The 25,756-nt window shown below is 70.3% G+C and carries 28 protein-coding genes and 2 tRNA genes; 17 read left to right on the plus strand and 13 right to left on the minus strand.

Annotated elements, in window-relative coordinates:
* The first annotated feature begins 64 nt into the window (after positions 1-64).
* The 4 genes from LTL01_RS04745 to LTL01_RS04760 all read left to right on the plus strand — a co-directional run bounded on the left by LTL01_RS04745 (position 65) and on the right by LTL01_RS04760 (position 1,596).
* A tRNA-Thr gene (locus tag LTL01_RS04745) sits at positions 65-140 on the plus strand.
* 1 nt (position 141) lies between these two features.
* Positions 142-537: a hypothetical protein gene (locus LTL01_RS04750; RefSeq protein ID WP_053547882.1), complete on the plus strand. Its 396-nt coding sequence runs from the start codon at positions 142-144 to the stop codon at positions 535-537.
* 31 nt (positions 538-568) lie between these two features.
* Positions 569-1,147, plus strand: a complete 579-nt coding sequence (locus tag LTL01_RS04755) for an isochorismatase family protein (protein WP_236967605.1) — start codon at positions 569-571, stop codon at positions 1,145-1,147.
* Positions 1,144-1,596, plus strand: coding sequence for a GNAT family N-acetyltransferase (locus tag LTL01_RS04760; RefSeq protein WP_236967606.1), 453 nt, complete (start codon positions 1,144-1,146; stop codon positions 1,594-1,596). The genes LTL01_RS04755 and LTL01_RS04760 overlap by 4 nt, the downstream gene beginning before the upstream one ends.
* A 63-nt stretch (positions 1,597-1,659) precedes the next feature.
* Here the strand turns inward: LTL01_RS04760 and LTL01_RS04765 are convergent.
* From LTL01_RS04765 to LTL01_RS04775, 3 genes are all read right to left on the minus strand, one after another.
* A tRNA-Lys gene (locus tag LTL01_RS04765) sits at positions 1,660-1,735 on the minus strand.
* 42 nt (positions 1,736-1,777) lie between these two features.
* Positions 1,778-3,004, minus strand: a complete 1,227-nt coding sequence (locus LTL01_RS04770; protein WP_236967607.1) for a serine/threonine-protein kinase — start codon at positions 3,002-3,004, stop codon at positions 1,778-1,780.
* Positions 3,005-3,239: 235 nt separating this feature from the next.
* Positions 3,240-3,905 (minus strand): fasciclin domain-containing protein, encoded by a 666-nt coding sequence (locus LTL01_RS04775; RefSeq protein WP_053547886.1) that lies wholly within the window; start codon positions 3,903-3,905, stop codon positions 3,240-3,242.
* A 196-nt stretch (positions 3,906-4,101) separates the two neighbouring features.
* Here LTL01_RS04775 and sigK point away from each other — a divergent pair, with 196 nt between their 5' ends.
* The 4 genes from sigK (at position 4,102) to LTL01_RS04795 (ending at position 7,285) form a co-directional block, all read left to right on the plus strand.
* Complete coding sequence (sigK, locus tag LTL01_RS04780) at positions 4,102-4,701, plus strand: ECF RNA polymerase sigma factor SigK (protein ID WP_197272987.1); 600 nt, start codon at positions 4,102-4,104, stop codon at positions 4,699-4,701.
* Entirely contained in the window at positions 4,698-5,537 is an 840-nt protein-coding gene (locus LTL01_RS04785) for an anti-sigma factor (RefSeq protein ID WP_236967608.1), read from the plus strand. The genes sigK and LTL01_RS04785 overlap by 4 nt, the downstream gene beginning before the upstream one ends.
* A gap of 52 nt (positions 5,538-5,589) precedes the next feature.
* Complete coding sequence (locus tag LTL01_RS04790; protein ID WP_236967609.1) at positions 5,590-6,228, plus strand: DNA-directed RNA polymerase subunit beta; 639 nt, start codon at positions 5,590-5,592, stop codon at positions 6,226-6,228.
* Between the two features lie 169 nt (positions 6,229-6,397).
* Entirely contained in the window at positions 6,398-7,285 is an 888-nt protein-coding gene (locus LTL01_RS04795; protein ID WP_236967610.1) for an aminodeoxychorismate lyase, read from the plus strand.
* Positions 7,286-7,294: 9 nt separating this feature from the next.
* Here the strand turns inward: LTL01_RS04795 and pstB are convergent, their stop codons facing one another.
* The 7 genes from pstB to LTL01_RS04830 all read right to left on the minus strand — a co-directional run bounded on the left by pstB (position 7,295) and on the right by LTL01_RS04830 (position 15,372).
* Positions 7,295-8,074 (minus strand): phosphate ABC transporter ATP-binding protein PstB, encoded by a 780-nt coding sequence (pstB, locus tag LTL01_RS04800; protein ID WP_053547891.1) that lies wholly within the window; start codon positions 8,072-8,074, stop codon positions 7,295-7,297.
* Between the two features lie 38 nt (positions 8,075-8,112).
* Positions 8,113-9,219: a phosphate ABC transporter permease PstA gene (gene pstA, locus LTL01_RS04805; protein WP_236967611.1), complete on the minus strand. Its 1,107-nt coding sequence runs from the start codon at positions 9,217-9,219 to the stop codon at positions 8,113-8,115.
* Between the two features lies 1 nt (position 9,220).
* Positions 9,221-10,159, minus strand: a complete 939-nt coding sequence (pstC, locus tag LTL01_RS04810; protein ID WP_053547893.1) for a phosphate ABC transporter permease subunit PstC — start codon at positions 10,157-10,159, stop codon at positions 9,221-9,223.
* A gap of 73 nt (positions 10,160-10,232) precedes the next feature.
* Positions 10,233-11,351 carry a phosphate ABC transporter substrate-binding protein PstS gene (pstS, locus tag LTL01_RS04815; RefSeq protein ID WP_236967612.1) on the minus strand — a complete coding sequence of 373 codons (1,119 nt, stop codon included), beginning with the start codon at positions 11,349-11,351 and terminating at the stop codon, positions 10,233-10,235.
* A gap of 175 nt (positions 11,352-11,526) precedes the next feature.
* Positions 11,527-12,465 (minus strand): NUDIX hydrolase, encoded by a 939-nt coding sequence (locus LTL01_RS04820; RefSeq protein ID WP_053547895.1) that lies wholly within the window; start codon positions 12,463-12,465, stop codon positions 11,527-11,529.
* On the minus strand, positions 12,462-14,624 hold the full coding sequence (locus tag LTL01_RS04825; protein WP_236967613.1) for an RNA degradosome polyphosphate kinase: 2,163 nt from the start codon (positions 14,622-14,624) through the stop codon (positions 12,462-12,464). The genes LTL01_RS04820 and LTL01_RS04825 overlap by 4 nt, the downstream gene beginning before the upstream one ends.
* A gap of 49 nt (positions 14,625-14,673) precedes the next feature.
* Positions 14,674-15,372: a response regulator transcription factor gene (locus LTL01_RS04830; protein WP_236967614.1), complete on the minus strand. Its 699-nt coding sequence runs from the start codon at positions 15,370-15,372 to the stop codon at positions 14,674-14,676.
* 126 nt (positions 15,373-15,498) lie between these two features.
* Between LTL01_RS04830 and LTL01_RS04835 the strand changes: the two genes are divergently transcribed.
* The 4 genes from LTL01_RS04835 to LTL01_RS04850 all read left to right on the plus strand — a co-directional run bounded on the left by LTL01_RS04835 (position 15,499) and on the right by LTL01_RS04850 (position 18,782).
* The gene (locus LTL01_RS04835; RefSeq protein ID WP_053547898.1) at positions 15,499-15,789 is read left to right on the plus strand and encodes a hypothetical protein; all 291 of its coding nucleotides are present in this window, start codon (positions 15,499-15,501) and stop codon (positions 15,787-15,789) included.
* 133 nt (positions 15,790-15,922) lie between these two features.
* Complete coding sequence (locus LTL01_RS04840; protein ID WP_236967615.1) at positions 15,923-16,519, plus strand: nitrobindin family protein; 597 nt, start codon at positions 15,923-15,925, stop codon at positions 16,517-16,519.
* Positions 16,519-17,631 (plus strand): CAF17-like 4Fe-4S cluster assembly/insertion protein YgfZ, encoded by a 1,113-nt coding sequence (gene ygfZ / locus LTL01_RS04845; protein WP_053547900.1) that lies wholly within the window; start codon positions 16,519-16,521, stop codon positions 17,629-17,631. The genes LTL01_RS04840 and ygfZ overlap by 1 nt, the downstream gene beginning before the upstream one ends.
* A complete protein-coding gene (locus tag LTL01_RS04850) occupies positions 17,628-18,782 on the plus strand; it encodes an FUSC family protein (RefSeq protein WP_231717979.1) in 1,155 nt (384 codons plus the stop codon). The genes ygfZ and LTL01_RS04850 overlap by 4 nt, the downstream gene beginning before the upstream one ends.
* A gap of 17 nt (positions 18,783-18,799) precedes the next feature.
* Here the strand turns inward: LTL01_RS04850 and LTL01_RS04855 are convergent, their stop codons facing one another.
* Positions 18,800-19,624 carry a class I SAM-dependent methyltransferase gene (locus tag LTL01_RS04855; RefSeq protein ID WP_053547901.1) on the minus strand — a complete coding sequence of 275 codons (825 nt, stop codon included), beginning with the start codon at positions 19,622-19,624 and terminating at the stop codon, positions 18,800-18,802.
* A 79-nt stretch (positions 19,625-19,703) separates the two neighbouring features.
* Here LTL01_RS04855 and LTL01_RS04860 point away from each other — a divergent pair, with 79 nt between their 5' ends.
* Entirely contained in the window at positions 19,704-20,453 is a 750-nt protein-coding gene (locus LTL01_RS04860) for a phosphoglyceromutase (protein ID WP_053548006.1), read from the plus strand.
* A gap of 65 nt (positions 20,454-20,518) precedes the next feature.
* On the opposite strand, the gene phoU is transcribed toward LTL01_RS04860, so the two are convergent.
* Positions 20,519-21,211, minus strand: a complete 693-nt coding sequence (gene phoU, locus LTL01_RS04865; protein WP_053547902.1) for a phosphate signaling complex protein PhoU — start codon at positions 21,209-21,211, stop codon at positions 20,519-20,521.
* A 167-nt stretch (positions 21,212-21,378) separates the two neighbouring features.
* Here phoU and LTL01_RS04870 point away from each other — a divergent pair, with 167 nt between their 5' ends.
* Together LTL01_RS04870 and LTL01_RS04875 are read left to right on the plus strand one after the other, a co-directional pair.
* The gene (locus tag LTL01_RS04870; protein WP_236967616.1) at positions 21,379-22,614 is read left to right on the plus strand and encodes a sensor histidine kinase; all 1,236 of its coding nucleotides are present in this window, start codon (positions 21,379-21,381) and stop codon (positions 22,612-22,614) included.
* Entirely contained in the window at positions 22,611-23,294 is a 684-nt protein-coding gene (locus tag LTL01_RS04875; RefSeq protein WP_053547904.1) for a response regulator, read from the plus strand. Before LTL01_RS04870 ends, LTL01_RS04875 begins: the two co-directional genes overlap by 4 nt.
* Positions 23,295-23,358: 64 nt before the next feature.
* Here the strand turns inward: LTL01_RS04875 and LTL01_RS04880 are convergent, their stop codons facing one another.
* On the minus strand, positions 23,359-23,877 hold the full coding sequence (locus tag LTL01_RS04880; protein ID WP_231717980.1) for a DNA modification methylase: 519 nt from the start codon (positions 23,875-23,877) through the stop codon (positions 23,359-23,361).
* Positions 23,878-24,023: 146 nt separating this feature from the next.
* Between LTL01_RS04880 and LTL01_RS04885 the strand changes: the two genes are divergently transcribed.
* Together LTL01_RS04885 and ispD are read left to right on the plus strand one after the other, a co-directional pair.
* Complete coding sequence (locus LTL01_RS04885; RefSeq protein ID WP_053547905.1) at positions 24,024-24,506, plus strand: CarD family transcriptional regulator; 483 nt, start codon at positions 24,024-24,026, stop codon at positions 24,504-24,506.
* Positions 24,507-24,542: 36 nt separating this feature from the next.
* Entirely contained in the window at positions 24,543-25,751 is a 1,209-nt protein-coding gene (gene ispD / locus LTL01_RS04890) for a 2-C-methyl-D-erythritol 4-phosphate cytidylyltransferase (protein WP_236967617.1), read from the plus strand.
* Positions 25,752-25,756: the final 5 nt, after the last annotated feature.

A 25,756-nucleotide genomic window follows, 5' to 3' on the forward strand; every position in this document is an offset into this window, starting at 1 on the left:
CGCGTTCGCGGACGCATCGCAGACCCTGTAAGATCGGTGATCGTGCATCGCGCGAGCGACGCGCGCCACCTTAGCTCAGACGGCAGAGCGATTCACTCGTAATGAATAGGTCAAGGGTTCGATTCCCTTAGGTGGCTCCATATGGATCAGACGGTCGAGGCGATCTTCGAGATCTTCTCGTGGGTGGGCATCGGGCTCGGCGCGCTTCTGCTCTGTGTTGCCCTGATCGTCTACGTCGCCGACGGGACATGGCTTCCGGTGCGCGCCGTGATCGACGACACCGACACCGGGCGGGTGGCGCGCTGGCACGACGAGGTCGGCGGCGTCAACGAAGCCGTCCTCACCCCCGATCAGGATGCCGAGATCGGTGATGCTGACATGGCGGACGTGTTCTACCGGCGCGGTGTGCGAGGTCGGATCCGTATGACGCAGGGCTCGCCCGCTGTCCGCGGTGTCGTCCGCTTGGGTGCGGGGCTGCTCGCCCTCGGCGTCGTCGCGATGGTCGCCTCGCTCGTCCTGCTCTTCACGCGCGGCTGAGGGCCGGGGCGCTTCGGCGTACCCTCGGACCATGACCAAGGCGCTGTTCATCGTGGATGTCCAGAACGACTTCACCGAGGGCGGGGCCCTCGCCGTCTCGGGCGGTGACGAGGTCGCCCGCAGGATCACGGCGTATATGCGCGCCCGCGCGGGCGATTACGGCGTCATCGTAGCGTCGCGCGACTGGCACGACGCGGACCACGACAACGGCGGGCATTTCCACCCCGAACCCGATTTCGTCGACTCCTGGCCGGTGCACTGCGTCAGCGGCACCGCCGGAGCCGAGTACGACCCCGAGCTCGACACCGCCGCGGTGACGCACCACGTCAAGAAGGGGCAGGGGATCCCCGCCTACTCGCTCTTCGAGGGGACCACCGACGACGGCGAGCGTGTGCCGGAGCTGCTCGATCGGCACGGCATCCTCGACATCGATGTCGTCGGTCTCGCCACCGACCACTGCGTGCGCGCTTCGGCGCTGGACGCCCTCGCGCACGGGCGGCGGGTGCGGATCCTCACCGACCTCGTCGCGGGCGTCGCCGCGGCGTCGAGTTCCGCGGCGCTCGCAGAGCTGCAGCGCGCCGGCGCCGAGGTGGCGGAGTCCACGCTGTGAGCGGCATCCGTCGTCTCCGCCGCGAAGACCGGGACGTGTGGCTGCCGCTCTGGGACGACTACCTCGAGTTCTACCGCGAGACGCTGGCCCCGGAGCAGACGGCACTCACCTTCGATCGACTCGTCGACGTCGGCTCGGGCTTCCACGGCGCACTCGCACAGGACGCCGAGGGTCAGGCGATCGGATTCGTCCACTGGCTCTCGCACGGGAGCACGTGGAGCCGCGAGGACGTCTGCTACCTCGAGGACCTCTTCGTCAACCCCGCGGCGCGCGGGCACGGCACCGGGCGTGCGCTCATCACGCATGTCGAGGACTGGGCGAGGGAAGCCGGGTGCGCACACGTGTACTGGCTGACGCAGGCCGGCAACGCGGCCGCGCGCGGCCTCTACGACCAGGTCGCCGAGGACAGCGGCTTCGTCCAGTACGTCCTCCGCCCCGACAGCCCCTGACCTGTCGTGCGGTCCGGAGCGGGAAACGCCGAAGGGCGCCGCCGGAGCGACGCCCTTCGCTTCTGGTGGGCCCCGTGGGGCTCGAACCCACGACCCGCGGATTAAAAGTCCGATGCTCTACCGACTGAGCTAGAGGCCCGTGACGTCCAGCCTACTTCGCGTGACGGGGTGCGATGCGCGTCTACGAACCGTCGACGACGGGCGCGTCCACCGGTACGGAGACGCCTCCGGTCTGGGGGGTGCGGTTGTCCTCGAGTCCCCATGATCCGGGTTCGGGGAGGGACGCCGCCCACACCACCGTCACGATCGCGATCAGGAGCGCGGCGAGGCCGGCGATCAGGAGCGACACCAGCCGACCCAGATGTCGCCCGCGGCGCGGTCCGTCCGTCGGGGTGTTTCCGGTGTCGGGAGACGTCGGTGCCGGCCCCGACGCTGCCGCCGCGGCGGCACCCACGAGCGTCACCGGGATCTGATCGGTGATCGGACGTGCGGGGACGGGGGCGGCGTCGAGCTCGGCCACATCCACGGGTGCCGTGGATTCGTCGAGAAGGGGCGCGGGCTGGGAGGCCTGGGCGTAGCCGGACGCGATGACGGCGACCTCCAGGGCGCTCGGACGCTCCTCCGGCCGCAACGACGTCATCCGGCGGAGCAGGCGGCGCCACCCGGCATCGAGGGTGCGGGGGATGTCGGGGGCCGCGCTCATGCGGGCCACGACCGCACCGACACCCTCGACGTCGCTGTAGGGACGCACCCCGGTGAGGGCCTCGATGAGGAGCAGCCCGAAGGCGTAGATGTCGGCGGGAGGGGCGGGCGGAGCTCCGCGTGCTTGTTCGGGGGCGATGTACGCGGCGGTCCCCATGATCGGACCCGCGGCCGCCTCGCCGGCGTCGAGGAGATGGGCGATGCCGAAATCCGCGAGCTTCGCGCGCCAGTCGCGGCTCGGCACAGGTGAGCGCCACAGCAGGACGTTCGAGGGCTTGAGATCGCGGTGGACGATCCCGGCCTCGTGCGCGACGTAGAGGGCCTCGGCGAGATCGGTCGCGATCCCGGCCAGGGCGATCGGGGCGACCGGCCCGTCGGCGATGAGGTCGCGGAGGGTGATGCCGGAGACGTACTCCATGACGAGATAGCTGATGCCCTCATCGTCGATGTGCGCGTCGAACAGGGTGACGAGACTGTGGTGATTGAGGGAGGCCAGAGACGTCGTCTCCGCACGGACGCGATCCGCGGTCAGTGCGTCGTGGACCGGACCCCGCATGATCTTGATCGCCACCGGCCGATCGAGGTAGGTGTCGTGCGCGCGGAACACACGCGCCATCCCGCCCTCGCCGATGCGCTCGAGGAGGCGATACCGGCGCGCGACGATGTCGCCGGTGACCGGTGTCGTCGACCCACGCAGATCGGTCATGCCATCCCTCCCCGAGCCGGGACCCCCGCAGGGGAGGGGGAGCGAGGGCCCCGGTGGTTATAGAAATCTAGGACTCGGAGAGTTTCTCGACCGGAGGCTTGACGAACACGACGTGCGTGTGCTGCGTTCGCCGAGAGCCCCGGCCGTGAGAAGCGACGCGGCCGCCGGGACCGTCTCGCACGATCCCGGCGGCCGCGCCGCCCCGTTCACCGGCCAGGCACCGGTGAGATCACGATCACTCAGCCGGCGGCATCAGGACCGAGTCGATGAGGTACACCGTGGCGTTGGCGGTCTGCACGCCACCACAGATGACGTTGGCGTCGTTGACCATGAACGAGTCACCGGAGCCGGTCACCTCGACCTCGGCGCCCTGCACGGTGGCGTGGGTGCCGGCGATGTCGTCGGGGGAGATCTGACCGGGGACGACGTGGTAGGTGAGGATGCTGGTCAGGGTCTCGGTGTCCGTCTGGAGCGACTCGATGACGGCCGGGTCGATCGCGGCGAACGCGTCGTCCACGGGAGCGAAGACCGTGAACTCGCCGCCGTTGAGCGTGTCGACGAGGTCGACCTCGGGGTTCAGCTGACCCGAGACCGCGGCGGTCAGGGTCGTGAGGAGCGGGTTGTTGGACGCGGCGGTGGCGACCGGGTCGAGCGCCATGCCCTCGACGGAGCCGGCGCCGTCCGGCACGGCCTCGGCGTAGTCGGCGCAGCCGGGGCCGACGAGCATCGCGGCCGGGTCCATCTCCATGGGCTCTTCGGTCTCCATGGGGGCGGTGGTCTCCATCGGCTCCTCGGTGGTGTCGGCAGTGGTGCCGGCTCCCGAGCAGGCCGTCAGTGCGAACGTCGCCGCGACCGCGAGGGCGAAGCCCGACGAGACACGCTTCGTGGTGATGCTGGACATGACTTCCTCCTGTATGTGATCCGTGTGTGGACCGCTGTGTGTGGTGATTGCTCATACCCCTGGGGAGGGGGTCCGCCGGTTGGCGTACACGGTGTCTTCGGCACTCCGGGGGAATCGGATGGGAAGTTTTTGCACGATTGCTTCACGGATGCCGTGTGAGACCCCGCGGATACCGGGTGAAACCGCGGGATGAGGCATGCTTGACCCCATGGTCATCGACGGTGTGGAAGTCCCCGAAGACGGCGCACCCGTCGATCACGTCGGCGAGATGCTCGTCCGCGTCGCAGCGGGGGATCAGGGGGCGTTCGCGCGCGTGTACGACATGCTCTCCCCGCGCGTGTTCGGCCTCATCCTCCGTGTCCTCGTCGATCGGTCGCAGAGCGAGGAAGTGCTGCAGGAGGTCTTCCTGGAAGTGTGGCAATCCGCCGCGCGGTTCGCTCCGAACAAGGGGCAAGGGAGAACGTGGGTTCTCACGATCGCCCATCGCCGGGCGGTGGATCGCGTGCGAGCGTCGCAGGCGAGCACCGATCGCGATGTGCGGGTGGGTTTCCGTGATCTCGACGTCGCGTACGACGGCGTGGCCGAACAGGCGCAGCTGCGCATCGAAGGCCGCCAGGTCGCCACGGCGTTGAAGACCCTCCCCGACCCGCAGCGCGAAGCCCTCACCCTCGCGTACTACGGGGGATACAGCCAAAGCGAGATCGCGGCGCTGGTGGGAGCGCCGCTGGGGACGATCAAGACCAGAATGCGCGACGGATTGACGCGCCTGCGGGCGGAGATGGGGGTGACGGTGTGAACGAGCAGGAGTTCTTCGAGCTCGCGGCGGGCTACGCGCTGAATGCGCTGGCACCCGACGACCGCGCGGCGTTCGAGCACGCGCTGCGGCAGCATCCGGAATGGGCGGAGCGCGTCGACGCCGACATCGCGGCGGCGGCTTCCCTCGCCGAGGCCGTGCGCGAAGAGTTGCCGCCCCTGACGGCACGTTCGACGTTGCTCGCGCGCATCGCGGGCACGCCGCAGACCGCCGCGGATCCGGCGTCCGACGCCGACGTCTTCGGACATCACTCCTTCGCCGAGGCCGTGCCGCCGCGTCCGCCGCTCCCCGACACGGATGCCGCGCAGCCTCGCGTGGACCCGACCCCGTCGACCTCGGTCGTGCAGACGGTGTCGCGGCGCAACTGGACACGAGGACTCTTCGCCCTCGCGGCGTCGCTGGTGCTGCTGGTGACCCTCGGATGGGGGGCGGCATCGATCAACGAGTTCGTGAACCGCCCGCCGGCGGTGGCGGCCCTCGCCGAGATCGAGTCGGCTCCGGATGCGCAGTCCATCACCGCGGAGGTGACGGGCGGCGGCATCGCGACCGCGCACTGGTCGGAGTCGCTCGGCAAGGCCGTCCTGGTGTCGAGCAACCTCCCGGGCATCTCCGCCGACGAAGAGTTCGAGATGTGGGTCGTGGACGCCGACGGCGCGGTGTCGGCGGGCACGTTCGCCGCGGGAGACGCGCAGACCACCGTCCTTCTGGATGCGGCGGTCGCCGAGGGCGATGTCATCGCGCTGACGGTGGAGACGGCGGGCGGGTCGCCGACGGGCCAGCCGACGTCCGACCCGATCGTGGCCATTCCGACCGCCTGAGGAATCGTCGTGGGCCGGGCCGCCATCGTGGTCCGGGAGTACCCTTGACCGGATGACTGACGACGCGCGAGGGTTCCACAAGCCCGTCCGGCGACCCGCTGAGCTCTTCGATCGCCTGTTCGCGGCGGATGACCCGGCCGAGGTCTCCCGCGTCGCGCACTCGACGGCTCGGGCCCTCGTTGCGCGCGTCCGCGAGGAGCCCGATGCAGCCGTGGTGGAGCGGCTCGTCGCCTTCACCGACCGCAACGGCATCGACGACATCGCCGAGCTGTGGTCGCGTTCGCCGGCGAAGTCTCTCCCCGGAACGCTGTGGCGGCTTTACCTCCTCCAGCTCATGGTCCACGACGATCCGCAGACGGCCGCGATGACCTACGAGCGCGGCCGGATCGAGCTCCGCTCGGCAGACCCCGTCGTCGCCGGGGCGCCGACACCGGCGGGCCCCGACGAGCTGGTCGGATTGGTCGACCTGATCCTCCGGGGCGTGTTCGTCGGCGACTTCGCGGTCGCCCTCGAGCGTGCCGCGGCGTTCTGCCGCGTACAGGCCTCCGGCGCGAGTCATGTCGCCGATGACTACGAGGGCACCGAGTCCGACCGCGCCTCGGCGTTCACGACGCGCGCCCTGCGCCTGTCGGACTACGCCGGCGATCTTGCGGCGGCCGCCGCGCTCTGGCGCCGCGACGCGCTCGTCTGAGGGCGCCCGGACACAGAAGTGCCGGGCCGCAGAACGCCTCTCGGCGCGAGGCCGCTCGCAGCGGCAGAAGATGGAGCCCGGGGTTACTGCGGCCCGGCTGTTTCAGTGTAACGCCAGGCCCACCGTCCGGCATTCCCCGCGGCAGGGACAGTCATCGTACGCTCGAGGGATGGCCCTGCGTCACGCCCTCGCGCTCGATCCGATCCCCGTCGATGATCCACGGTCGGACTTCGCCGGCACCATCCGGTCGTTCGACCCGGCGGATCCGATCGTGCGGATCGGCGATCTGAGCGCGCAACGGGGAGACGGTGTCTTCGAGTCCCTCGGGATGGTCGGGCGCCACGCCCAGGAGGTGTCGGCACATCTCGAACGCTTGACGCGCTCGGCGGCGCTCTGCGATCTCCCGGAGCCGAACCTCGCGCAGTGGCGCGAGGCCGTGACGCGCATCGTCGTCCACGCGCCGGCGGCGGGGGAGAGCGTGCTGAAGCTCATCCTCAGCCGTGGGATCGACGGAGAGGAGACCCCGACCGCCTGGCTCACGCTCGCCGATGCGCCGGACAGCACCGCCGCCCGCCGTGACGGCATCCGGGTGGTGACGCTCGACCGCGGGTTCGCGGCGGATCTGCCGCGCCGCGCACCCTGGCTCCTCCTCGGCGCCAAGACGCTGTCCTACGCCGTCAACATGGCGGCGATCCGCGAGGCACGGCGCCGCGGTGCCGACGACGCGGTGTTCGTCTCCTCCGACGGGTACGTCCTGGAGGGCCCCACCGCGTCGGTGATCCTGCGGCAGGGTGGGCGCTACCTCACGCCCGAGCCGGCGGCCGGGATCCTCCACGGCACCACCCAGCGGAGCATCTTCCATCATCTGCGCTCCGCGGGGGCCGAGGTCGCGTACGCCTCGATCACGCGGGACGAGCTGCTCGCGGCCGAGGCGGCGTGGGTCGTCTCGAGCATCCGTCTCGCGGCGCCGATCGTCGCGATCGACGGCGAAGAGAAGGAGAGGGATGCCGCGGTGACGGCATCCCTCAACCACTACCTGCTCAGCCCGCGGGACTGAGGCCGGTGCTCACCCGAAGCGGCCCGAGACGTAGTCCTCGGTGGCCTGCACCGACGGCGTCGTGAAGATCGTCGTGGTGTCGTCGTACTCGATGAGCTTGCCGGGCTTGCCGGTGCCGGCGATGTTGAAGAACGCGGTCTTGTCGCTGACGCGGGAGGCCTGCTGCATGTTGTGCGTGACGATGACGACGGTGTAGTCGTTCTTCAGTTCGCCGATGAGCTCTTCGATCGCGTAGGTCGAGATCGGGTCGAGAGCCGAGCAGGGCTCGTCCATGAGGATGACCTCCGGCGACACCGCGATCGCCCGCGCGATGCACAGACGCTGCTGCTGGCCACCGGACAGTCCCGACCCCGGCTTGTCCAGGCGGTCTTTGACCTCGTTCCACAGGTTCGCGCCGCGCAGGGAGTTCTCCACGAGCGCATCCGCGTCGGACTTGGAGAGCTTCTTGTTGTTGAGCTTCACGCCCGCCAGCACGTTCTCCTTGATCGACATCGTGGGGAACGGGTTCGGGCGCTGGAAGACCATGCCCACCTGGCGGCGCACGAGCACAGGGTCGACCGACGGGCCGTAGAGGTTCATGCCGTCCAGCATCACCTCGCCCTCCACGCGGGCACCGGGGATCACCTCGTGCATGCGGTTCAGGGTCCGCAGGAAGGTGGACTTGCCGCAGCCGGACGGGCCGATGAAAGCGGTGACGCTGCGGGGTTCGATGTCGAGCGTGACGCCCTCGACGGCCAGGAAGTCGCCGTAGTAGACGTTCAGGTCGTTGACTTCGATGCTCTTGGACACGTGGTTCCTCTGGGTTCGGGTATTCGGGCCGCGCGGACTCAGCGGCCGAGCTTGGGGGCGAAGATGCGCGCGACGAGCCGCGCGATGAGGTTCAGCGCCATGACGATGACGATGAGGACGAGGGCGGCGCCCCACGCGCGGTCGATGAAGGCCGAGGCGGGGATGCCCTGGTTCATGTACTGCGAGTACGCGAAGACCGGCAGGGTCGCCATTCGGCCGTCGAAGAGGTTGTAGTTCATGGACGCGGTGATGCCTGCGGTGAGCAGGAGGGGCGCGGTCTCACCGATGACGCGCGCGACCGCGAGCATGACACCGGTCGTGATGCCGGCGATCGAGGTGGGGATGACGACCTTGACGATCGTCAGCCACTTGGGGACGCCGAGGGCGTACGCGGCCTCGCGCAGCTCGTTGGGGACGAGACGCAGCATCTCCTCCGTGGCGCGGACGACGACGGGGATCATCAGCACCGCGAGGGCCACCGAGCCCATGATGCCCATCCGGATGCCGGGGCCGAGGAAGAGGGCGAACAACGCGTAGGCGAACAGGCCGGCGACGATCGAGGGGATGCCGGTCATGACGTCGACGAGGAACGTGATGCCACGGGCGAGGCGCTTCCCGGCTCCGTACTCGACGAGGTAGATCGCGGTGAACAGACCGATCGGGATCGAGATGACAGCAGCGGCGAGGGTGATCAGGAGCGTCCCGATGATGGCGTGCAGGATGCCGCCGCCCTCGCCGACGACGTTGCGCATCGAGTTGGTGAAGAATTCCGCGGAGAGCGCCGCGACGCCGTTGACGATGACGGTCGTCGCGACCGAGACCAGCGGCAGCATGGCGATGAGGAACGCGATCGTCACGACACCCGTCACGAGCCGGTCGATGCCCTTACGTCGGCCTTCGACGACGGCCGACACCGTGAAGATGGTCGCCAGGTACAGCAGGGCGCTGACGACGAGCCATCCCGGGACGTTGAAGTCCCCTGAGGCCAGCGAGACGATGAAGAAGATCAGGGCGGCGGCGCCGGCGGCGAGGCCGAGGAGCGCCCACGGCGTCCAGGTGGGGAGCTTGCCGCTCGTGATCCGACGGCTGTCCTCGACCGGAGTGGAGCTCGCGGGGTTCGGCGGCGCGATGGTGGTGGCGCTCATGTCAGTTGGCTCCCGAGAACTCTTTGCGCCGGCTGATCACCCAGCGGGCGACGGCGTTGACGGCGAAGGTGACGATGAACAGGATCAGGCCGGTCGCGATCAGCACGTTGATGTTCGTGCCGTAGGCCTCGGGGAACGTGAGGGCGATGTTCGCCGGGATGGTGGAGGGATTCTCGGACGTGAAGAGCTGGAAGGTCACGACGCCCGTGGCGGAGAGCACGAGGGCGACGGCCATCGTCTCGCCGAGCGCCCGGCCGAGCCCGAGCATCGAGGCGGAGATGATGCCGCTGCGCCCGAAGGGGAAGACGGCCATGGTGATCATCTCCCAGCGGGTGGCTCCGAGGGCGAGGGCGGCCTCCTCGTGGAGGGTGGGTGTCTGCAGGAAGACTTCACGGCAGATGGCGGTGATGATCGGGACGACCATCACCGCGAGCACGATCGCGGCGGTGAAGATCGTGCGCCCCGTCGCGGAGGCCGTGCCGCTGAACAGCGGGAACCAGCCCATGTTGGTCGTCAGCCAGACGTAGAGGGGCTGCACGGCGGGCGCGAGGACGAGGATGCCCCACAGACCGAAGACGACCGACGGGACGGCCGCGAGGAGGTCGATGATGTAGCCGAGCGTCTGCGCGAGCCGGCGGGGCGCGTAGTGCGAGATGAACAGTGCGATGCCCACCGACAGCGGGACGGCCATGAGGAGGGCGAGGAATGACGCCCACACCGTGCCGAAGACGAGCGGCCAGACGTAGCCCCAGAAGTCGGTGCGGAGGAGCGACGCCGACTCCGGTGTGGCCGTGAGGCCCGGAATCGACTGGATGATGAGGAAGATCGCGACGGCGGCGAGGGTGACGAGGATCATCGATCCCGCGGCCAGCGCGGTGCCCGAGAACCAGCGGTCACCGGGCCGCTGTTTGGCCTTGATGGCCGGGGCTGTCGTGGTCATGGCGTCCTGTTCTCGGGTGGGTGTTCGTGGTAATGGCCGGCCCGTCGCGGTGCGACGGGCCGGCCACACGGTATCAGTCGACGACGATCAGGTCGATCGCGGCGTTGACCTGTTCGCGCAGGGTGTCCGAGATCGGGGCGCTGCCGGCGGAGGCCGCGGCCTCGTCCTGACCCTCGGGGCTGGCGACGTACTGCAGGTAGCCCTTCACCAGCGGGGCTGCGGCGGTGTCGGCGTACTCCTGGCACGCGATCATGTAGCTGATCAGGACGATCGGGTAGACGCCCTCCGCGGTCGAGGTGCGGTCGAGAGCGATCGCGAGGTCGCCCTCGCCGCGACCCTCTTCGAACGGTGAAGCGTCGACGATGGCGGCGGCAGCCTCGGGCGAGTACTCCACGAAGGCGTCGCCGACCTGGACGGCGGCGGTGGACAGACCCTCCTCCGCGGCGCGGGAGGCGTCGGCGTAGCCGATCGTGCCGTTGCCGCCGGCGACGGCCGAGACGACACCCGAGGTGCCCTGCGCGGCCTCGCCGCTGGTGAAGGGCCAGACGCCGTCGGGCTCTTCGGTCCAGACCGAGGGGGCAGCCTCGAACAGGTAGGCGGTGAAGTTCTCGGTGGTGCCCGAGTCGTCGGCGCGGTGGACCGGGGTCACGGCGAGGTCGGGGAGCTCGACGCCCTCGTTCAGCGCGGCGATGGCCGGGTCGTTCCAGTTGGTGATCGTGCCGGCGAAGAGGCCCGCGATCACGTCGGCCGAGAGGTTCAGCGAGTCGACGCCGTCGAGGTTGAAGATGACCGCGATCGGGGAGATGTACGTCGGCAGCTCGATGATCCCGGAGCCCTCGACGCAACCGTCGAAGGGGCCCTCGGCGATCTCATCCGTCGTGAACGCGCGGTCCGAACCGGCGAACTGGAAGGCGCCCGCCTGGAACGACTCGCGGCCCGCGCCGGAGCCGGCGGGGTCGTAGTTCACGGTGACGTCGGCGTTGGCGGTCTGGAAGCCGGCGGTCCACGTCTGGACGGCGACCTCCTGCGAGGAGGCACCACCGCCCGAGAGCGTGCCGGAGAGGCTCGAGCCGGTGTCGGTGTCGGTGCCGGCGTCGGTCGAGCCGCCACCCTCGTTCGCGGCGCAGCCGGCGAGGGTGAGAGCGGCGACGGCGGCGAGGGCGCCGACCTGGGCGAAGCGGGAGATCTTCACTGTGTGAATCCTTCACATGTCAGAGAAACGAAACCCGATCGGGTTTCGGGTTGAGGCCCGGTGCAGGGCACGACCTGACGGTAAGCACGGACTCTTAAGAGCGTGCGCTGTGTCGGTGAACGGAAGGTGAACGACCGGCCGCGAACCGCACCGGCCGGCCGCGGCGCAGGTGGTGTCACACCTTCGGCGCGTGCGTCTCGATCGCGACGATGCCCGATCCGGGGTTCTGGACCGACAGGTGCACGACGGAAAACGCGCCCGGCTCCAGCGCGGACGCGCTGCCGAGGTACGACCCGCGCAGGGTCCCTGTCGCCAGCGCGAGTTCGGCGAGGATGTCGGGGAGGACCGGTCCGTGGGAGCACAGGATCGCGGGCTTGCGGGCCCGCACGCGCGCGCCGATGACCGAGCGCGCGTCGGAGTGCCCCTCCTCCCACGCGTCCTGGCTGATCAGCGGTGTGGTCTCGATCTTCTTGCCCGTCGCCGCCGCCAGGGGGACGACCGTCTTGTGGCAGCGCACGGCGGGGGAGGAGATGATCTTCCGGGCGCCGAAGGCCAGCAGCGGCCCGACGATGGACTGCGACTGCTTCTTCCCGCGCGCGGCGAGCGGGCGGGCCGCGTCGTCGCCTTTCCACTCCTCGCGGGGGAGCGCTTTGGCGTGGCGGAGGGCGATGATCGGGAAGGTCTGCAGGATGCCCTCATCGACGAGGCGCGCGAAGTTCTCCAGGATCTCCACGTCGACGGGATAGCTGAGCCGGGCACGGGCTTTCTTCAGGCTCACCCACTCCAGCGCAGCGATCTCCTTGTTCGGGACGAACGACGACGCGCGGATGGCGGGTTCGGTCGCCTCGGCCGACCAGTAGTGGACGATCTTCGTCCGCTTGCTGGGGAGCCGGTAGCGCGAGACGCCGATCGGCACGCCGAGATGGACGCGGATGCCGGTCTCCTCGTGGATCTCGCGCGCCGCGGTCTCGGCGAGCATCTCGCCGGGGTCGACCTTCCCCTTGGGGAGGGTCACATCGCGGTATTTCGTGCGATGGATCAGCAGCACGCGGAGCTTGCCGTCCACCATCCGCCACACCACGCCGCCGGCCGCGTAGATCGCGGTCTCCGTCATCGCACCGCCCGAGCCCGACGGCGACGCTGCACCGCCGACATGGAGCGGTCCTGCATGTCGACGAGGAGCTTGCCCTCGGCATCCGTGCTGTGGCGGACCCACTCGCCGTCGGCGCCGAGGTGCCAGGAGCTGGTCTTGTCGCTCATCGCCAGGTCGAACAGGGAGGAAAGCTCCTTCACGTGCGCCGGCTCGACCACGCGCACGAGGGCCTCCACGCGACGGTCCAGGTTGCGGTGCATCATGTCGGCACTGCCGATGTAGACGTGCGGGTCGCCGTCGTTGTCGAAGGCGAAGATGCGGGAGTGCTCGAGATACCGTCCGAGGATGCTGCGGACCGTGATGTTCTCGCTCATCCCCGGGACGCCGGGCTTCAGCGAGCAGATGCCGCGCACCCACACCTCGACGGTGACGCCGGCCTGGCTCGCGCGGTACAGCGCATCGATGATCTGCTCATCGACCATGGAGTTGACCTTGATGCGCACGCGCGCGGGCTTGCCCTCCTGGGCGTTGTGTCGTTCCTTGTCGATGAGCCGCAGGAGACCCTTCCGCAGGTGGAGGGGGGCGACCAGCAGCCGCTTGAACTTCTTCTCGATGGCGTACCCGGACAGCTCGTTGAACAGGCGCGTGAGATCCCGCCCGACCTGGTCGTCGACGGTGAACAGGCCGAAGTCTTCGTAGATGCGGCTCGTCTTCGGGTTGTAGTTGCCCGTGCCCACGTGACTGTAGCTGCGCAGCACGCCGTTCTCCTCGCGGATGACCAGGGCCAGCTTGCAGTGGGTCTTCAGGCCGACGAGGCCGTACACGACGTGGACGCCGGCCTTCTCGAGCTTGCGGGCCCACAGGATGTTGTTCGCCTCGTCGAAACGCGCCTTGATCTCCACCAGCGCCAGGACCTGCTTGCCGGCCTCGGCGGCGTCGATGAGGGCCTGCACGATCGGGCTGTCGCCGGAGGTGCGGTAGAGCGTCTGCTTGATCGCGAGGACGTGGGGATCCTTCGCGGCCTGCTCGAGGAAGGCTTGCACGCTCGTCGCGAACGACTCGTACGGGTGGTGGACCAGAACGTCGCCCTTGCGGATGGAGGCGAAGATGTCGGCGCGCTCGTTGTTGTCACCCGGCTGGAAGGCCACCGGGGTCGTCGGCAGATGCGGCTTGTAGTGCAGGTCCGGCCGATCGATGCGCGCGAGATCGAACAGCCCGCGGAGGTCGAGCGGCCCGGGGAGGCGGTAGACCTCCTGCGCGGTGATGTCGAGCTCCTTCAGCAGCAGGTCGAGGGTGAGCTCGTCCATGTCATCGGTGATCTCGAGGCGGATCGGCGGACCGAAGCGGCGGCGGAGGAGCTCGGCCTCGAGAGCCTGGATGAGGTTCTCGGTCTCGTCCTCCTCGATCACGACGTCTTCGTTGCGGGTGAGGCGGAACGCGTGGTGGTCGAGCACCTCCATCCCCGGGAACAGATCGTCGAGGTGGTTGGAGATGAGGTCTTCCAGCGGGAGGTAGCGGACGACACCGTCCTGCGGCTCGAGCTCCACGAACCGGGGGAGCATCGGCGGAACCTTCAGACGCGCGAACTCCTGGCGTCCCGTCCGCGCGTTGCGGATGCGGATGGCGAGGTTCAGCGAGAGCCCGGAGATGTAGGGGAAGGGGTGCGCCGGGTCGACCGCGAGCGGCATGAGCACGGGGAAGACCCGCGAGTGGAAGTAGTCGTGCATCCGCTCCCGGTCGTCCTCGCCGAGCGTGTCCCATGCGACCACCTGGATGCCGGCGTCCGCGAGGGCGGGCTTGACCGCCGAGGTCCACGCCTCGGCGTGGCGGAGCTGGAGGCGGTGTGCTTCGGCGGAGATGTCGGAGAGGACGTCGGCGGCGGAGCGTCCGACGTTGGTGGGGACGGCGAGGCCGGTGACGATGCGGCGCTTGAGGCCGGCGACGCGGACCATGAAGAACTCGTCGAGGTTGCTGGCGAAGATGGCCAGGAAGTTCGCCCGTTCGAGCACGGGGAGGTTCGGATCCTCGGCCAGTTCGAGCACGCGCTGATTGAACGAGAGCCAACTCACCTCGCGGTCGAGATAGCGATGCTCGGGGAGGAGCGCGTCGGCCTCTTCGGAGACGTCGAAATCGTCGTCATCCGCATCGATTCCGGGGTCGAGAACCTCTTGTTCGATCACCCCCACATCATGTCAGGGTCGGGTGACGAATGTGTGAACGGATGCCGCCTCAGGCGCCGGTGGTCTCGCGGGCCGCCGGGAGCTGATCCTCTTCGTACACGTTGAAGCGGTAGCCGACGTTGCGGACGGTGCCGATGAGCTGCTCCAGGTCGCCGAGCTTGGCCCGGAGGCGTCGGACGTGGACGTCGACGGTGCGCGTCCCTCCGAAGTAGTCGTAGCCCCACACCTCGCTCAGCAGCTGCTCGCGCGTGAAGACCCGCGACGGGTGCGTGGCGAAGAAGTGGAGGAGCTGGAACTCCTTGTACGTCAGATCCAGCGGCTTGCCGTGCACCTTGGCGGAGTAGGAGGACTCGTCGATGGTGATGCCCGAGGTCTGGATGCGGGTCGACACCTGCTCCGAGTTCTGACGTCCCACGGCCAGCCGGACGCGGGCATCCACCTCCGCGGGACCGGCGGTGACGAGGATGACGTCGTCCACGCCCCAGTCGGGGGAGACGGCGGTGAGGCCGCCCTCGGTGACGATGAGGATGAGCGGGGCGTCGAGCCCGGTGGTGTTGAGGATCTTGCACAGCGACTTCGCGCCGACGAGGTCCACGCGCGCGTCGACGAAGATGATGTCGGCGCTGGGTGCGTTCACCAGCTGCGCCGGCTCAGCGGGGATCTGGCGCACCCGATGGCTGAGCAGCTCGAGCGCGGGCAGGGCGGGGCCGCCGCCGTGTGCGGAGCTGAGGACGAGCAGCTGGGCCAAAAGTCGCCTTCCGGGCTCTTCGGGGAATGCATCGTGCGCGATCAGTCTAGGACGTTCGCGCGAACTGTCCTGCGCCGACCCCCGTCGGGGGTGCACACGCGGAGCGTCGTGGGAGACAATAGCGGGATGACCGTGACCGACACCCTTCCGCGTCGTTCGCGCGCCGGCATCCTCTCCGTGTGGATCGCCGCCGCCGTGGCGGGACTCGCGATCGGCCTCTTCGTCCCGTCGGACCTGCGTGCGGCGTGGATGGCTGTCGCCCTCGGCGCGTGCCTGCTGCTCGCCTTCGCGGTCCAGCTCGCCGGCGGTCGCTCGCACGGATTCACGGTGCGGGTCGCGGCGAGCGTCGTCGGCGCCCTCGCCGTGCTCGGGATCGTCAGCCTCGGATTCGGGCTGGCGGCGGTCGTGCCGGGCTAAAGTAGCGTCATGGACCTTCTCGCGCTCGAAATCTTCTTCCTGGGGCTTCTGGGCCTGGCATCGGTGGGGATCGTGTTCGTCTCCGGCGTGGTGGTGAAGAACCTCTACCGCGGCCAGCGCTGAGCAGGGCGTCGTGATCGAGCTCCCGACCGACCTGCCCGCCGACCTCGTCCCCCTCTCCTGGCTCATCGGAGTGTGGGAGGGGAGCGGCGTCATCGACTACGCGGGAGGCGGTCTGTCGGGCGAGTTCACGCACCGCGTGAGCTTCAGCCACGACGGCGGCGACTACCTGAACTACTCGGCCTCCGCATGGATCGACCGCGAGGACGGCGGCCGGACGGCGCTCGTGTCCGAGGTCGGATACTGGCGGCTGTCGCGGAACGCCGGTGACGCGGACCCGGGTCCCGCCCTCCTTCCTCCGACGGCATCCGCGGAGCCCCGGACCGTCGAAGACGTGGAGCGGCTGCGCAACGACGCGGACGGGTTCGACATCGAGGCGGCGATCGTGCACTCCGATGGGATCAGCGAGCTCTACCTCGGCCAGATCCGCGGCCCGCGGATCGACTTGGCCACCGACGCCGTCGTCCGTCCCGCGACGGCCAAGGCCTACGCGGCCGCGACGCGCATGTACGGGCTGGTCGACGGCCATCTGCTGTGGGCGTGGGACATCGCCGCCCTGGGCCACGAACTCGCCTCCCACGCCTCCGCGCGCCTGGCGAAGGTCGCCTGATGGCCCACGCCGCCCCCTTCTCCGCCGTTCCCGGCGCCGTGATCGTCGACGACGTCCTCCAGCACGTCGGGAATCCGATGGGCGAGCAGCGCGCCCTCGCCCGCGGTACCGCGCTGGCGCCGCTGGGTGATCGCGCGGTGATCGCCGTGGACGGCGAGGACCGGCTCACCTGGCTCGACTCCCTGACCTCGCAGGCACTCGCTCGGCTCGCGCCGGGGGAGTCCACCGAACTCCTCGTGCTCGATCCGCAGGGGCGCATCGAGCACGTCGCCGCCGTGGTGGACGACGGAGCGACCGCGTGGCTCATCGTCGATCGCGCCGACGCCGAGGGTCTCCTCGCCTGGCTCACCCGGATGCGGTTCCGTCTGCGCGTCCAGCCGAGATCAGCGGATGCCGAGGTCGCCGTCATCGGCGGTTCCCCCGACGCGATCTCCCGGGTGGCCCCCGCCGCGCCCGCCGGCACGCCTTTGGTCTGGCATGACCCGTGGCCGGCGATCACCCCGGGAGGACACGGATACGCCTCCGTCGATCCGCATCCGGGCTCCGAGCGGCGCTGGGCCGAGGCCCTGGTCGCGATCGACGAGCTTGATCGGATCGCCGCGGACGCGGCATCCGGTGTCGTCGATCTCGCCGGCGTCGTCGCCGCGGACGCGCTGCGGGTGGCCGCATGGCGACCGCGCTGGTCCGGAGAGGTGGACGAGCGCGCCATCCCGCACGAATCCGACTGGATGCGCACCGCGGTGCACCTGTCGAAAGGCTGCTACCGGGGGCAGGAGACGGTGGCCAAGGTGCACAACCTCGGGCACCCGCCCCGCCGGATGGTCGCCCTGCAGCTCGACGGCAGCGATGCCGCCCTTCCCGAGCGTGGTGCAGTCGTCCGTCGCGACGGGGACGAGGTCGGAGTCGTCACATCGGCGGCGCGTCATTTCGAAGAGGGCCCCATCGCCCTTGCGGTGCTCCGACGCGGGGTGCCGGTGGATGCGGCGCTGACCGTCGACGTCGAGGGCGCGCAGATCGCGGCCGCGCAGGAGGTCATCGTCCCGCCGGATGCCGGAGCCACGGCGAACGTGCCGCGGATCACCCGGCTGTCGCGTCGCGCACGGGCGACGTGAGCCCGCGGCGCGGTTCCGGGCGAGGCCCCGGCGCTGCCGATGCCGATCCGCAGGGCCCCGCCCCGGTGACGCTGCCGATCCGCACGGGCTGGCAGGCGCGCCTGGATCCGACGCCGGCGCTCCGGCGCGTGCGGGACTCCGCAATCCCGATCGCGCAGATCGTGGTGGCCGCCACGGCCGCGTACGCGGTCGCCGCCTACGTCTTCGGTCATCCCGCGCCGCTCCTGGCCGCGACCGTGACCGTGTCGAGCCTCGGGCTCGTGCGCGACGCGCGCCCGCGCCGCGTCCTCGAGACCGTGATCGGAATGCTCGTGGGCATCATCGTCGCCGAGCTCCTCCTTCTGGTGGCGGGATCGGGGTGGTGGCAGCTCGCTCTCGCCCTCGGCGTGACCCTCGTCGTCGCCCGCTTCCTCTCTGCGCAGGCCTCGTTCGCGATCGCGGCCGCCATCCAGTCGCTGATCGTGATGATCGTCCCCGCCAACGCGCCTTTCCTGCGGCTCGTGGACGGTCTCATCGGCGGTGTGGCGGCGCTGCTCGCGACCGCGCTCATCCCGCGCGACACGGTGCGCATCGAGGTGCGCGATGCGCGGGCCGTGCTGGGGGCGATCGAGGGGGCCGGGACCGCGCTCGTCCAGGCCCTGCGCCGCGGCGACCGGCGCCGCGCCGAACGCGGTCTCGAGAAGGCCCGGGCGATCCAGCCGATCGCGGACGGGTGGCGGGCGTCGGTCGAGTCGGGCCTCGCGATCGCGCGGATCTCCCCGTTCCTGCGCCGCCAGCGATCGGAGCTCGCGCGCCACGAACGCGTGCGGGAGTCGGTGGAGCTGGCCGGGAGGAACCTGCGTGTCATCGCCCGGCGCGTGGTCTACCTCTGCGACGACGGGGTGCCCCGCCCGGTGGCCGCCGACATCCTCGCCGAGACCCTCCGGGCGGTCCGGGTGCTCACCGACGCCCTGGACGACATCTCGCTCGAGCCTGTCGCGCGGTCGCAGCTCGCCGCCGTCGCCGCCCACCTCGACCCCGCCAAGGTGACACCCGGCGCGTCCCTCGGGGATCAGAACCTCATCGCCGCCATCCGGCCGTTCGTGGTCGACCTCCTGGTCGCCACCGGGATGCCGCCGGAGGACGCCCGCGCGGCGGTCCCGCGCATCTGATCCGCAGCGGTCGACCGTCAGCCGGGCGCGACGGCGTCCCACGCGACGGTGATCTCACCGAGTCGAGCGCGGCGGCGCTCGCGCACCGGCCAGTCCTGTGCCGCGACGGCGTCCACGGCCGCGACCCAGCGCTGTCTCGGTCCGAAGGCGCCGAGGCCGGCGGCTCGCTCCCACTCGGCGTCGAGCGCGGCGAGGAAGCGGTGCACGCCTTCGCCCGGCACGTTGCGGTGGATGAGCGCCTTCGGCAGCCGCTCCGCCGCCACGAGGGGCGAATGCAGCTCCTCCAGGCGGAGGGAGAGCGTGAGGGTCCGGGGGAGGGCATCGGGGCCCACTGCGATCCACGCGCACACGCGCCCGCGCTCGTCGCACGTGCCTTCGACGAGCAGCCCGTCCGGTGCGAGTCGTCCGGCCATCTGCGACCACGCCGCCGCGACATCCGTCTCGTCGTACTGGCGCAGCACGTTCATCGCGCGGATGATCCCGGCCGCGCGGCCGTGGGGAAGCGGCACCTCGAAGCCGCCGCGCGCGAAATCCACGCGTGCGTCCGGGGCGAACGCCGTCCCGCCCGCCTGTACCTCGGCGAGCTGGCCTCGGGCGCGCTCCACGCGCTCCGGATCGATCTCCAGCCCGAGGACCTCGACGTCAGGCCGGGTGCGGGCCAGACGCGCGTGCAGCTCGAGCGCGGTCACGCCGCTGGCCCCGTAGCCGAGGTCGACCACGAGCGGATCGGCAAGACGGCGCAGCTCCGTGCGCGTGGCGATCCAGCGGTCGACGCGGCGGAGTCGATTGGTGTGGGTGGTCCCGCGCGTGATGCGGCCCACGGGACCGCGAGCGGGAGCCATCCGTCCATCATGACAGCGGGGTGTCGGTGAGACCGTCTCCGGCCGGGAGGCGATGGATGCGCCCGATATCATGGGGCGCATGACTGCGCCTCACACGCTGATCCTCCTCCGCCACGGCCAGAGCGAGTGGAACGAGCTCAACCTCTTCACCGGCTGGGTCGACGTCCGCCTGACCGAGCAGGGCAAGGCCGAGGCCGCTCGCGGCGGCTCGCTGCTCGCCGAGGCGGGTCTCCTCCCCGATATCCTCCACACCTCCCTCCTGAGCCGCGCGATCCAGACCGCGAACATCGCCCTGGACGCCGCCGACCGCCTCTGGATCCCGGTGACCCGCTCGTGGCGTCTGAACGAGCGTCACTACGGCGCCCTGCAGGGCAAGGACAAGGCCCAGACGCTCGAGGAGTTCGGTCAGGAGCAGTTCATGCTCTGGCGCCGTTCGTTCGACGTGCCGCCGCCCGAGCTCGCCGATGACAGCGAGTGGAGCCAGGTGGGCGACCCCCGTTATGCGGGCATCGACGGGGACGTCCCCCGCACCGAGTCGCTCAAGCTCGTGATCGACCGTCTGCTCCCGTACTGGGACGAGGTGATCGCGCCCGACCTGCGCTCCGGGAAGACCGTGCTCGTCACCGCCCACGGCAATTCGCTCCGCGGGCTCGTGAAGCACCTCGAGGGCATCAGCGACGCCGACATCGCCGAGCTCAACATCCCCACCGGCATCCCGCTGGTCTACCGCCTCGACGAGAACCTCGTCCCCCTCGGTCCGGGCGAGTACCTCGACCCCGAGGCCGCGGCGGCGGGAGCTGCGGCCGTCGCCAACCAGGGCAAGAACTGACCTGACGAACGACGGAGCCGGATGCCTCTTCCCGAGGCATCCGGCTCCGTCGTTCGTTCGGGCGGTCAGGCGAGCCCGGTCACGGTCTCCGTCGCGACGTCCAGCGCGCCGGTGGGGGCGGTCCAGTCACCGGTGGAGAGGTAGGCGACCTTTTTGGCCACCGACACCGCGTGGTCGGCGAAGCGCTCGTGGTACCGGCTCGCGAGGGTGGCATCCACGGTCGCGGCCGCCTCCCCCTGCCAGCTGTCGCTGAGGACCTTCTCGAAGACCGCGACGTGCAGGTCGTCGAGGTCGTCGTCGGCGTTGCGGATCTCTTCGACGAGGGCGAGCTCCTGCGTGCGCAGCAGCTCGGTGAGGCGGCGGGCGACCTCGACGTCGAGCTCGCCCATCTTCAGGAACGTCGACTTCAGTCCCTTGGGGATGGCCCGCTCCGGGAAGCGCATGCGGGTGAGCTGTGCGATGTGCTCTGCGATGTCGCCCATCCGCTCGAGCGACGCCGACATCCGCAGCGCGCTGACCACGATGCGCAGGTCGCGCGCGACCGGCTGCTGGCGGGCGAGGATCTCGATGGCCATCTCGTCGAGGGCGAGGGCCTTCTCGTCGATGACCGCGTCGGCGTCGATGACCTCTTCGGCCAGGGCGACGTCGCTCGTGCCGAAGGCGCGGGTGGCTTTGTCGATGGCGATGGTGACGAGCTCGGAGATCTCGACGAGGCGGTTCTGCACGTCCTCGAGGGACTGGTGGAAGACTTCGCGCATCCGTGGGACCTTTCTGGATTCCGGGCAGGCGTGCGCCTGGCGGCGCTGGCGATCATCACCGGCGAAGGTTAACGGGCGGTGCCTGCCCGGTGAATAGTACCCGCACCCCCGGACGGTGCTCGGGAGGCCGTCCGCGCGGAGCGCGCCGGCACCCTTACGCTGTGACCATGGATTCGCTGCAGCTCGCGCTGCTCGCCCTCCTCGCCGGCATCGTCATCGGGGGCTCTCTCGCCGCACTCGTGGTGACCTCGCTCCGGGTGCGGGATCGGGCCCGGGCTGAGACGTCCCGCGAGATCCCCGAGGGGGTTCGAGAGGTCCTCCAGGGGATGGATGACGCCGCTCTCGTCGTGGACGCCTCCTTCACGGTGCTCGCCCTGTCGCCGTCCGCCGCCTCGTTCAACTTCGCGCGCGGCGGGTCTCTCGCCAGCGAAGAGCTCCGGGACGCGATCCGGGCGATCCGCGGCGGCCAGTCCTCCTGGTCCGGGTCGCTCCGCCTTCAGCGCGGCGCGCCGCCGGCCGAGCCTCGGCTCGTCGCCGCGCGGGCGACCCGCATCTCCCCGCGGCTCACCCTGCTCGTTCTGCACGACATCACCGAGCGGGAGCGCGTCGAGCAGATGCGCCGGGACTTCGTGGCGAACACCAGCCACGAGCTGAAGACGCCCGTGGGAGCGGTGAGCCTCCTCGCCGAGGCGATCGAGTCCGCCGCGGACGATCCGCCCCAGGTGCGGATCTTCGCCACCCGGCTCTCCGCGGAGGCGTCGCGCCTGGCGCAGCTGACCTCGCGCATCCTGAACCTGTCGCGCCTGCAGGCCTCCGATGAGCTCACGGACGAGCGTGACGTCGCCATCGACGAGGTCGTCGCCTCCGCTGTCGACGCCAACGCGATCCTCGCGGATTCCGCGGGGGTCAGTGTCGTGCGCGGAGGCGAGCGCGGTCTGTACGTGCGCGGCGACGCCCAGGTGCTCGGTGAAGCGGTCGGGAACCTCATCGCCAACGCCATCGCCTATTCGCCGCGCGGATCCAAGGTCGGCGTCGGGATCACCCTGACCGACGCCGTCGTGGAGATCGCGGTCACCGACCGCGGCATCGGCATCGCCGAGGGCGATCAGGAACGCGTCTTCGAACGGTTCTACCGTGCCGATCCGGCTCGTGCCCGGCGCACCGGGGGGACGGGGCTCGGCCTCGCCATCGTCAAGCACGCGGTCCAGCGCCACGGCGGCGAGGTCCGGCTGTGGTCGCGCCCGGGCCGCGGCTCGACCTTCACCATCCGACTGCCGGCCGTCGACGCCCCCGTCGACGACCGCCCCGAGCGACCGGACCGCCGCCCCAAGCGCGCGCGCAAGGTCGCCACGACCGTGCCGGCGGCTTCGCCGTCGCGCATCGAGAACGGAGACACCGCATGACCGCCGTCCTGATCGTGGAGGACGAGCCCGACCTCGCCGACCCGTTGGCCTATCTCCTGCGGCGCGAGGGCTACGACGTGGAGATCGCCGAGGACGGACCCGCCGCGCTCGCCGCCTTCCGCGAGCGCGGGGCCGACATCGTGCTGCTGGACCTCATGCTGCCCGGGATGCCGGGGACGGAGGTCTGCCGCCAGATCCGCTCCAGCGCGACCGTCCCGATCGTGATGCTCACCGCCAAGGACTCCGAGGTGGACATCGTGGTGGGTCTGGAGCTCGGTGCCGACGATTACGTCACCAAGCCGTACTCGTCGCGCGAGCTCCTCGCGCGGATGCGTGCCGTCCTGCGGCGCTTCTCCCAGCGGGAAGACGAGCTCGACGAACGGGTCCTGGAGGGCGGACGCGTCGTCCTCGACATCGACCGGCACACGGTGGCCGTCGACGGACGCGAGATCAACATGCCGCTCAAGGAGTTCGAGCTCCTCGAGGTCCTGATGCGCAACGCCGGCCGGGTCCTCACCCGCGGTCAGCTGATCGACCGCGTGTGGGGCAGCGACTACTTCGGCGACACCAAGACGCTGGACGTCCACATCAAGCGCATCCGCTCGCGGATCGAGGAGAATCCCGGCTCGCCCACGATGCTGGTCACCGTGCGCGGGCTCGGCTACCGCTTCGAGGGCTGACCCGGACCGCTACGACGACGAAGGGGCCGGCATCCGCGTGGATGCCGGCCCCTTCGTGTGCGCGTCAGTCGCGGGGGACGAGGGGCGCGAGGTATTCGAGTTCGCCGTCGAGGACCGGGACGGCCAACAGCATTCCCTCGGCATCGCCGGACTGGAAGTATCCCGGGATGTTCGCACCCGGAGGAGTGTCGAGCCCTTCGACCAGGAGCGGCTCTTCGCCGTCGGCGCCGAGGCTGATGGTCGTGCGCGCCGGTACGCGCAGCTCGAGGTCGATGGTCGACCCCTCGCCCAGCTCGACCACGAGGGTGTGCGCGGTGTCGGTGGGGTTCACGACGGCGGCGACGAAGTTGCCGACCGCGCCGGTCTCGTCGGCGACGATGAAGGCGTTGCGCACCTCGAGCGGCCCGGAGTCGAAGACGTTCACGCCCTCGGCAGCCGAATACTGAATGGTCGTGGACTGCGGGGTGAGGAAGGTGCACCCCGTGGCGCCGAGGACCACGGCGGCGCCGAGCGCCGCCGACGCGATCAGGCGCGGGCTCCTGGCGGGGCGTCCTTCGCCGATGCGGCGGCGTGTCGAGATCACGGATCCTCCTGATGTGGGGGTGACGGCTTCCCCATGCATTCTAGGGGTTGGATCCGCGGCGTCGTGTGGCGCGCCCGGGCGGGGGCGGAGAACCTTAGCGTATAAACGCTGTGGTAGTCTGGAGTTTGCCGAAAGGACATAACTCCATGCTTTTTGAGGTTGGCGAGACCGTTGTCTACCCGCACCACGGGGCGGCGACGATCATCGAGGTCAAAGACCGGATCATCCGGGGCGAGACCAAGAAGTACCTGAAGCTCAACGTCACCCAGGGAGACCTCGTCATCGAGGTCCCTGCCGAGAACGTCGATCTGGTCGGCGTCCGCGACGTCATCGGCAAGGAGGGTCTGGACCGCGTCTTCGAGGTCCTGCGCGCCCCCTTCACCGAAGAGCCGACCAACTGGTCGCGCCGGTACAAGGCGAACCTCGAGAAGCTCGCCTCCGGCGACGTCATCAAGGTCAGCGAGGTCGTGCGTGACCTCTGGCGTCGCGACCAGGACCGCGGTCTGTCGGCGGGGGAGAAGCGGATGCTCGCCAAGGCGAAGCAGATCCTGATCTCGGAACTCGCCCTGGCCGAGAAGACCGACGAGGAGCGCGCGAGCGTGATCCTCGACGAGGTCCTCGCGTCCTGACCGTCGCAGTCGTCGCGCCCCGGTAGCGTGACGGGTGTGAGCATCGCACCCGTTCCGCGTCTGGCCGTCATCGTCGTCGCCGCCGGCTCCGGCACCCGCCTCGCCGCGGGCGGACCGAAGGCCTTCGTCGGCATCGACGACCGCTCGATCCTCCACCACGCCCTGCGCGGAGTATTCGACGCTCCGGAGGCGCAAGTGGTGGTCGTCGCGCCGGCGGGCCGCGAAGGGGACGCACTCACCGAAGTCGCCGCGACCGCGGGCGACCGTCTGGACCGCGTCACGGTGGTCGTCGGCGGGGACACGCGCCAGGCGTCCGTCGCCGCGGGCCTCGATGCGCTCTGGGCCGATGTCGAGGTCGTGCTGGTCCACGACGCGGCGCGCGCGCTGACCCCGCCCGAGGTCTTCTCGCGGGTCGTCGCGGCCATCGACGCGGGGGCCGCCGCCGCCGTCCCCGCCCTGCCCGTCGTCGACACCGTCAAGCGCGTCGCCGACGGACGCGTCGTCGCCTCGGTCGATCGCTCTGATCTCGTCGCCGCCCAGACGCCCCAGGGCTTCCGGCGCGACATCCTCGCATCCGCCTACGCCGCCGCGCAGGCGGACTTCACCGACGACGCGGCGCTCGTCGCCGACCGCGGAGAGACGGTCGTCGTCGTCGCCGGTGACGACCGCGCCTTCAAGATCACCACCCCCGCCGATCTCCTGCGTGCTCGTGCGCTCCTCGAGGGCGCGCCGCTTCCGCGGGTCACCGCACCGACCCCGGCGGCGTCGGCCGACACCCCGCGGGTCGGATTCGGCAGCGACGTGCACGCGTTCGGGGGCGAGGGCGACCTTTGGCTCGCCGGCCTGCACTGGCCGGGGGAGGGCGCGCTGTCGGGACACTCCGACGGCGACGCCATCGCGCACGCGATCGTCGATGCGCTGCTCTCCGCGGCGGGCCTCGGTGACATCGGGACGCACTTCGGGACCGACAAGCCCGAGTATGCCGGGGCCCACGCCGATGCCTTCCTCGGTCGCACCCGCGCGCTTCTGGCGGAGGCGGGATGGCGTATCGGGAACGTCTCGGTCCAGGTGCAGGCGCGTCGCCCGCGCTTCGCCGGACGACGCGAGGAAGCCGAGCGGGTTCTGTCGACCGCCCTCGGTGGCGCCCCCGTGTCGGTGTCGGCCACCACGACGGACGGCCTCGGGTTCGCCGGCCGTGGCGACGGGGTCTCGGCCTTCGCCGTGGCCCTGGTGCTGCCGGCCTGAACCGC

Source organism: Microbacterium aurantiacum, assembly GCF_021654035.1.
Taxonomy (GTDB): domain Bacteria; phylum Actinomycetota; class Actinomycetes; order Actinomycetales; family Microbacteriaceae; genus Microbacterium; species Microbacterium aurantiacum.

Bases quoted from the DNA above. Each gene is read 5' to 3' on its own strand.
- LTL01_RS04750 (WP_053547882.1), top strand. From the start codon at position 142: ATGGATCAGACGGTCGAGGCGATCTTCGAGATCTTCTCGTGGGTGGGC.
- LTL01_RS04755 (WP_236967605.1), top strand. From the start codon at position 569: ATGACCAAGGCGCTGTTCATCGTGGATGTCCAGAACGACTTCACCGAG.
- LTL01_RS04770 (WP_236967607.1), bottom strand. From the start codon at position 3,004: ATGACCGATCTGCGTGGGTCGACGACACCGGTCACCGGCGACATCGTC.
- LTL01_RS04775 (WP_053547886.1), bottom strand. From the start codon at position 3,905: ATGTCCAGCATCACCACGAAGCGTGTCTCGTCGGGCTTCGCCCTCGCG.
- sigK (WP_197272987.1), top strand. From the start codon at position 4,102: ATGCTTGACCCCATGGTCATCGACGGTGTGGAAGTCCCCGAAGACGGC.
- LTL01_RS04790 (WP_236967609.1), top strand. From the start codon at position 5,590: ATGACTGACGACGCGCGAGGGTTCCACAAGCCCGTCCGGCGACCCGCT.
- LTL01_RS04795 (WP_236967610.1), top strand. From the start codon at position 6,398: ATGGCCCTGCGTCACGCCCTCGCGCTCGATCCGATCCCCGTCGATGAT.
- pstA (WP_236967611.1), bottom strand. From the start codon at position 9,219: ATGAGCGCCACCACCATCGCGCCGCCGAACCCCGCGAGCTCCACTCCG.
- pstC (WP_053547893.1), bottom strand. From the start codon at position 10,159: ATGACCACGACAGCCCCGGCCATCAAGGCCAAACAGCGGCCCGGTGAC.
- LTL01_RS04820 (WP_053547895.1), bottom strand. From the start codon at position 12,465: ATGACGGAGACCGCGATCTACGCGGCCGGCGGCGTGGTGTGGCGGATG.
- LTL01_RS04835 (WP_053547898.1), top strand. From the start codon at position 15,499: ATGACCGTGACCGACACCCTTCCGCGTCGTTCGCGCGCCGGCATCCTC.
- ygfZ (WP_053547900.1), top strand. From the start codon at position 16,519: ATGGCCCACGCCGCCCCCTTCTCCGCCGTTCCCGGCGCCGTGATCGTC.
- LTL01_RS04855 (WP_053547901.1), bottom strand. From the start codon at position 19,624: ATGGCTCCCGCTCGCGGTCCCGTGGGCCGCATCACGCGCGGGACCACC.
- LTL01_RS04860 (WP_053548006.1), top strand. From the start codon at position 19,704: ATGACTGCGCCTCACACGCTGATCCTCCTCCGCCACGGCCAGAGCGAG.
- phoU (WP_053547902.1), bottom strand. From the start codon at position 21,211: ATGCGCGAAGTCTTCCACCAGTCCCTCGAGGACGTGCAGAACCGCCTC.
- LTL01_RS04870 (WP_236967616.1), top strand. From the start codon at position 21,379: ATGGATTCGCTGCAGCTCGCGCTGCTCGCCCTCCTCGCCGGCATCGTC.
- LTL01_RS04875 (WP_053547904.1), top strand. From the start codon at position 22,611: ATGACCGCCGTCCTGATCGTGGAGGACGAGCCCGACCTCGCCGACCCG.
- LTL01_RS04885 (WP_053547905.1), top strand. From the start codon at position 24,024: ATGCTTTTTGAGGTTGGCGAGACCGTTGTCTACCCGCACCACGGGGCG.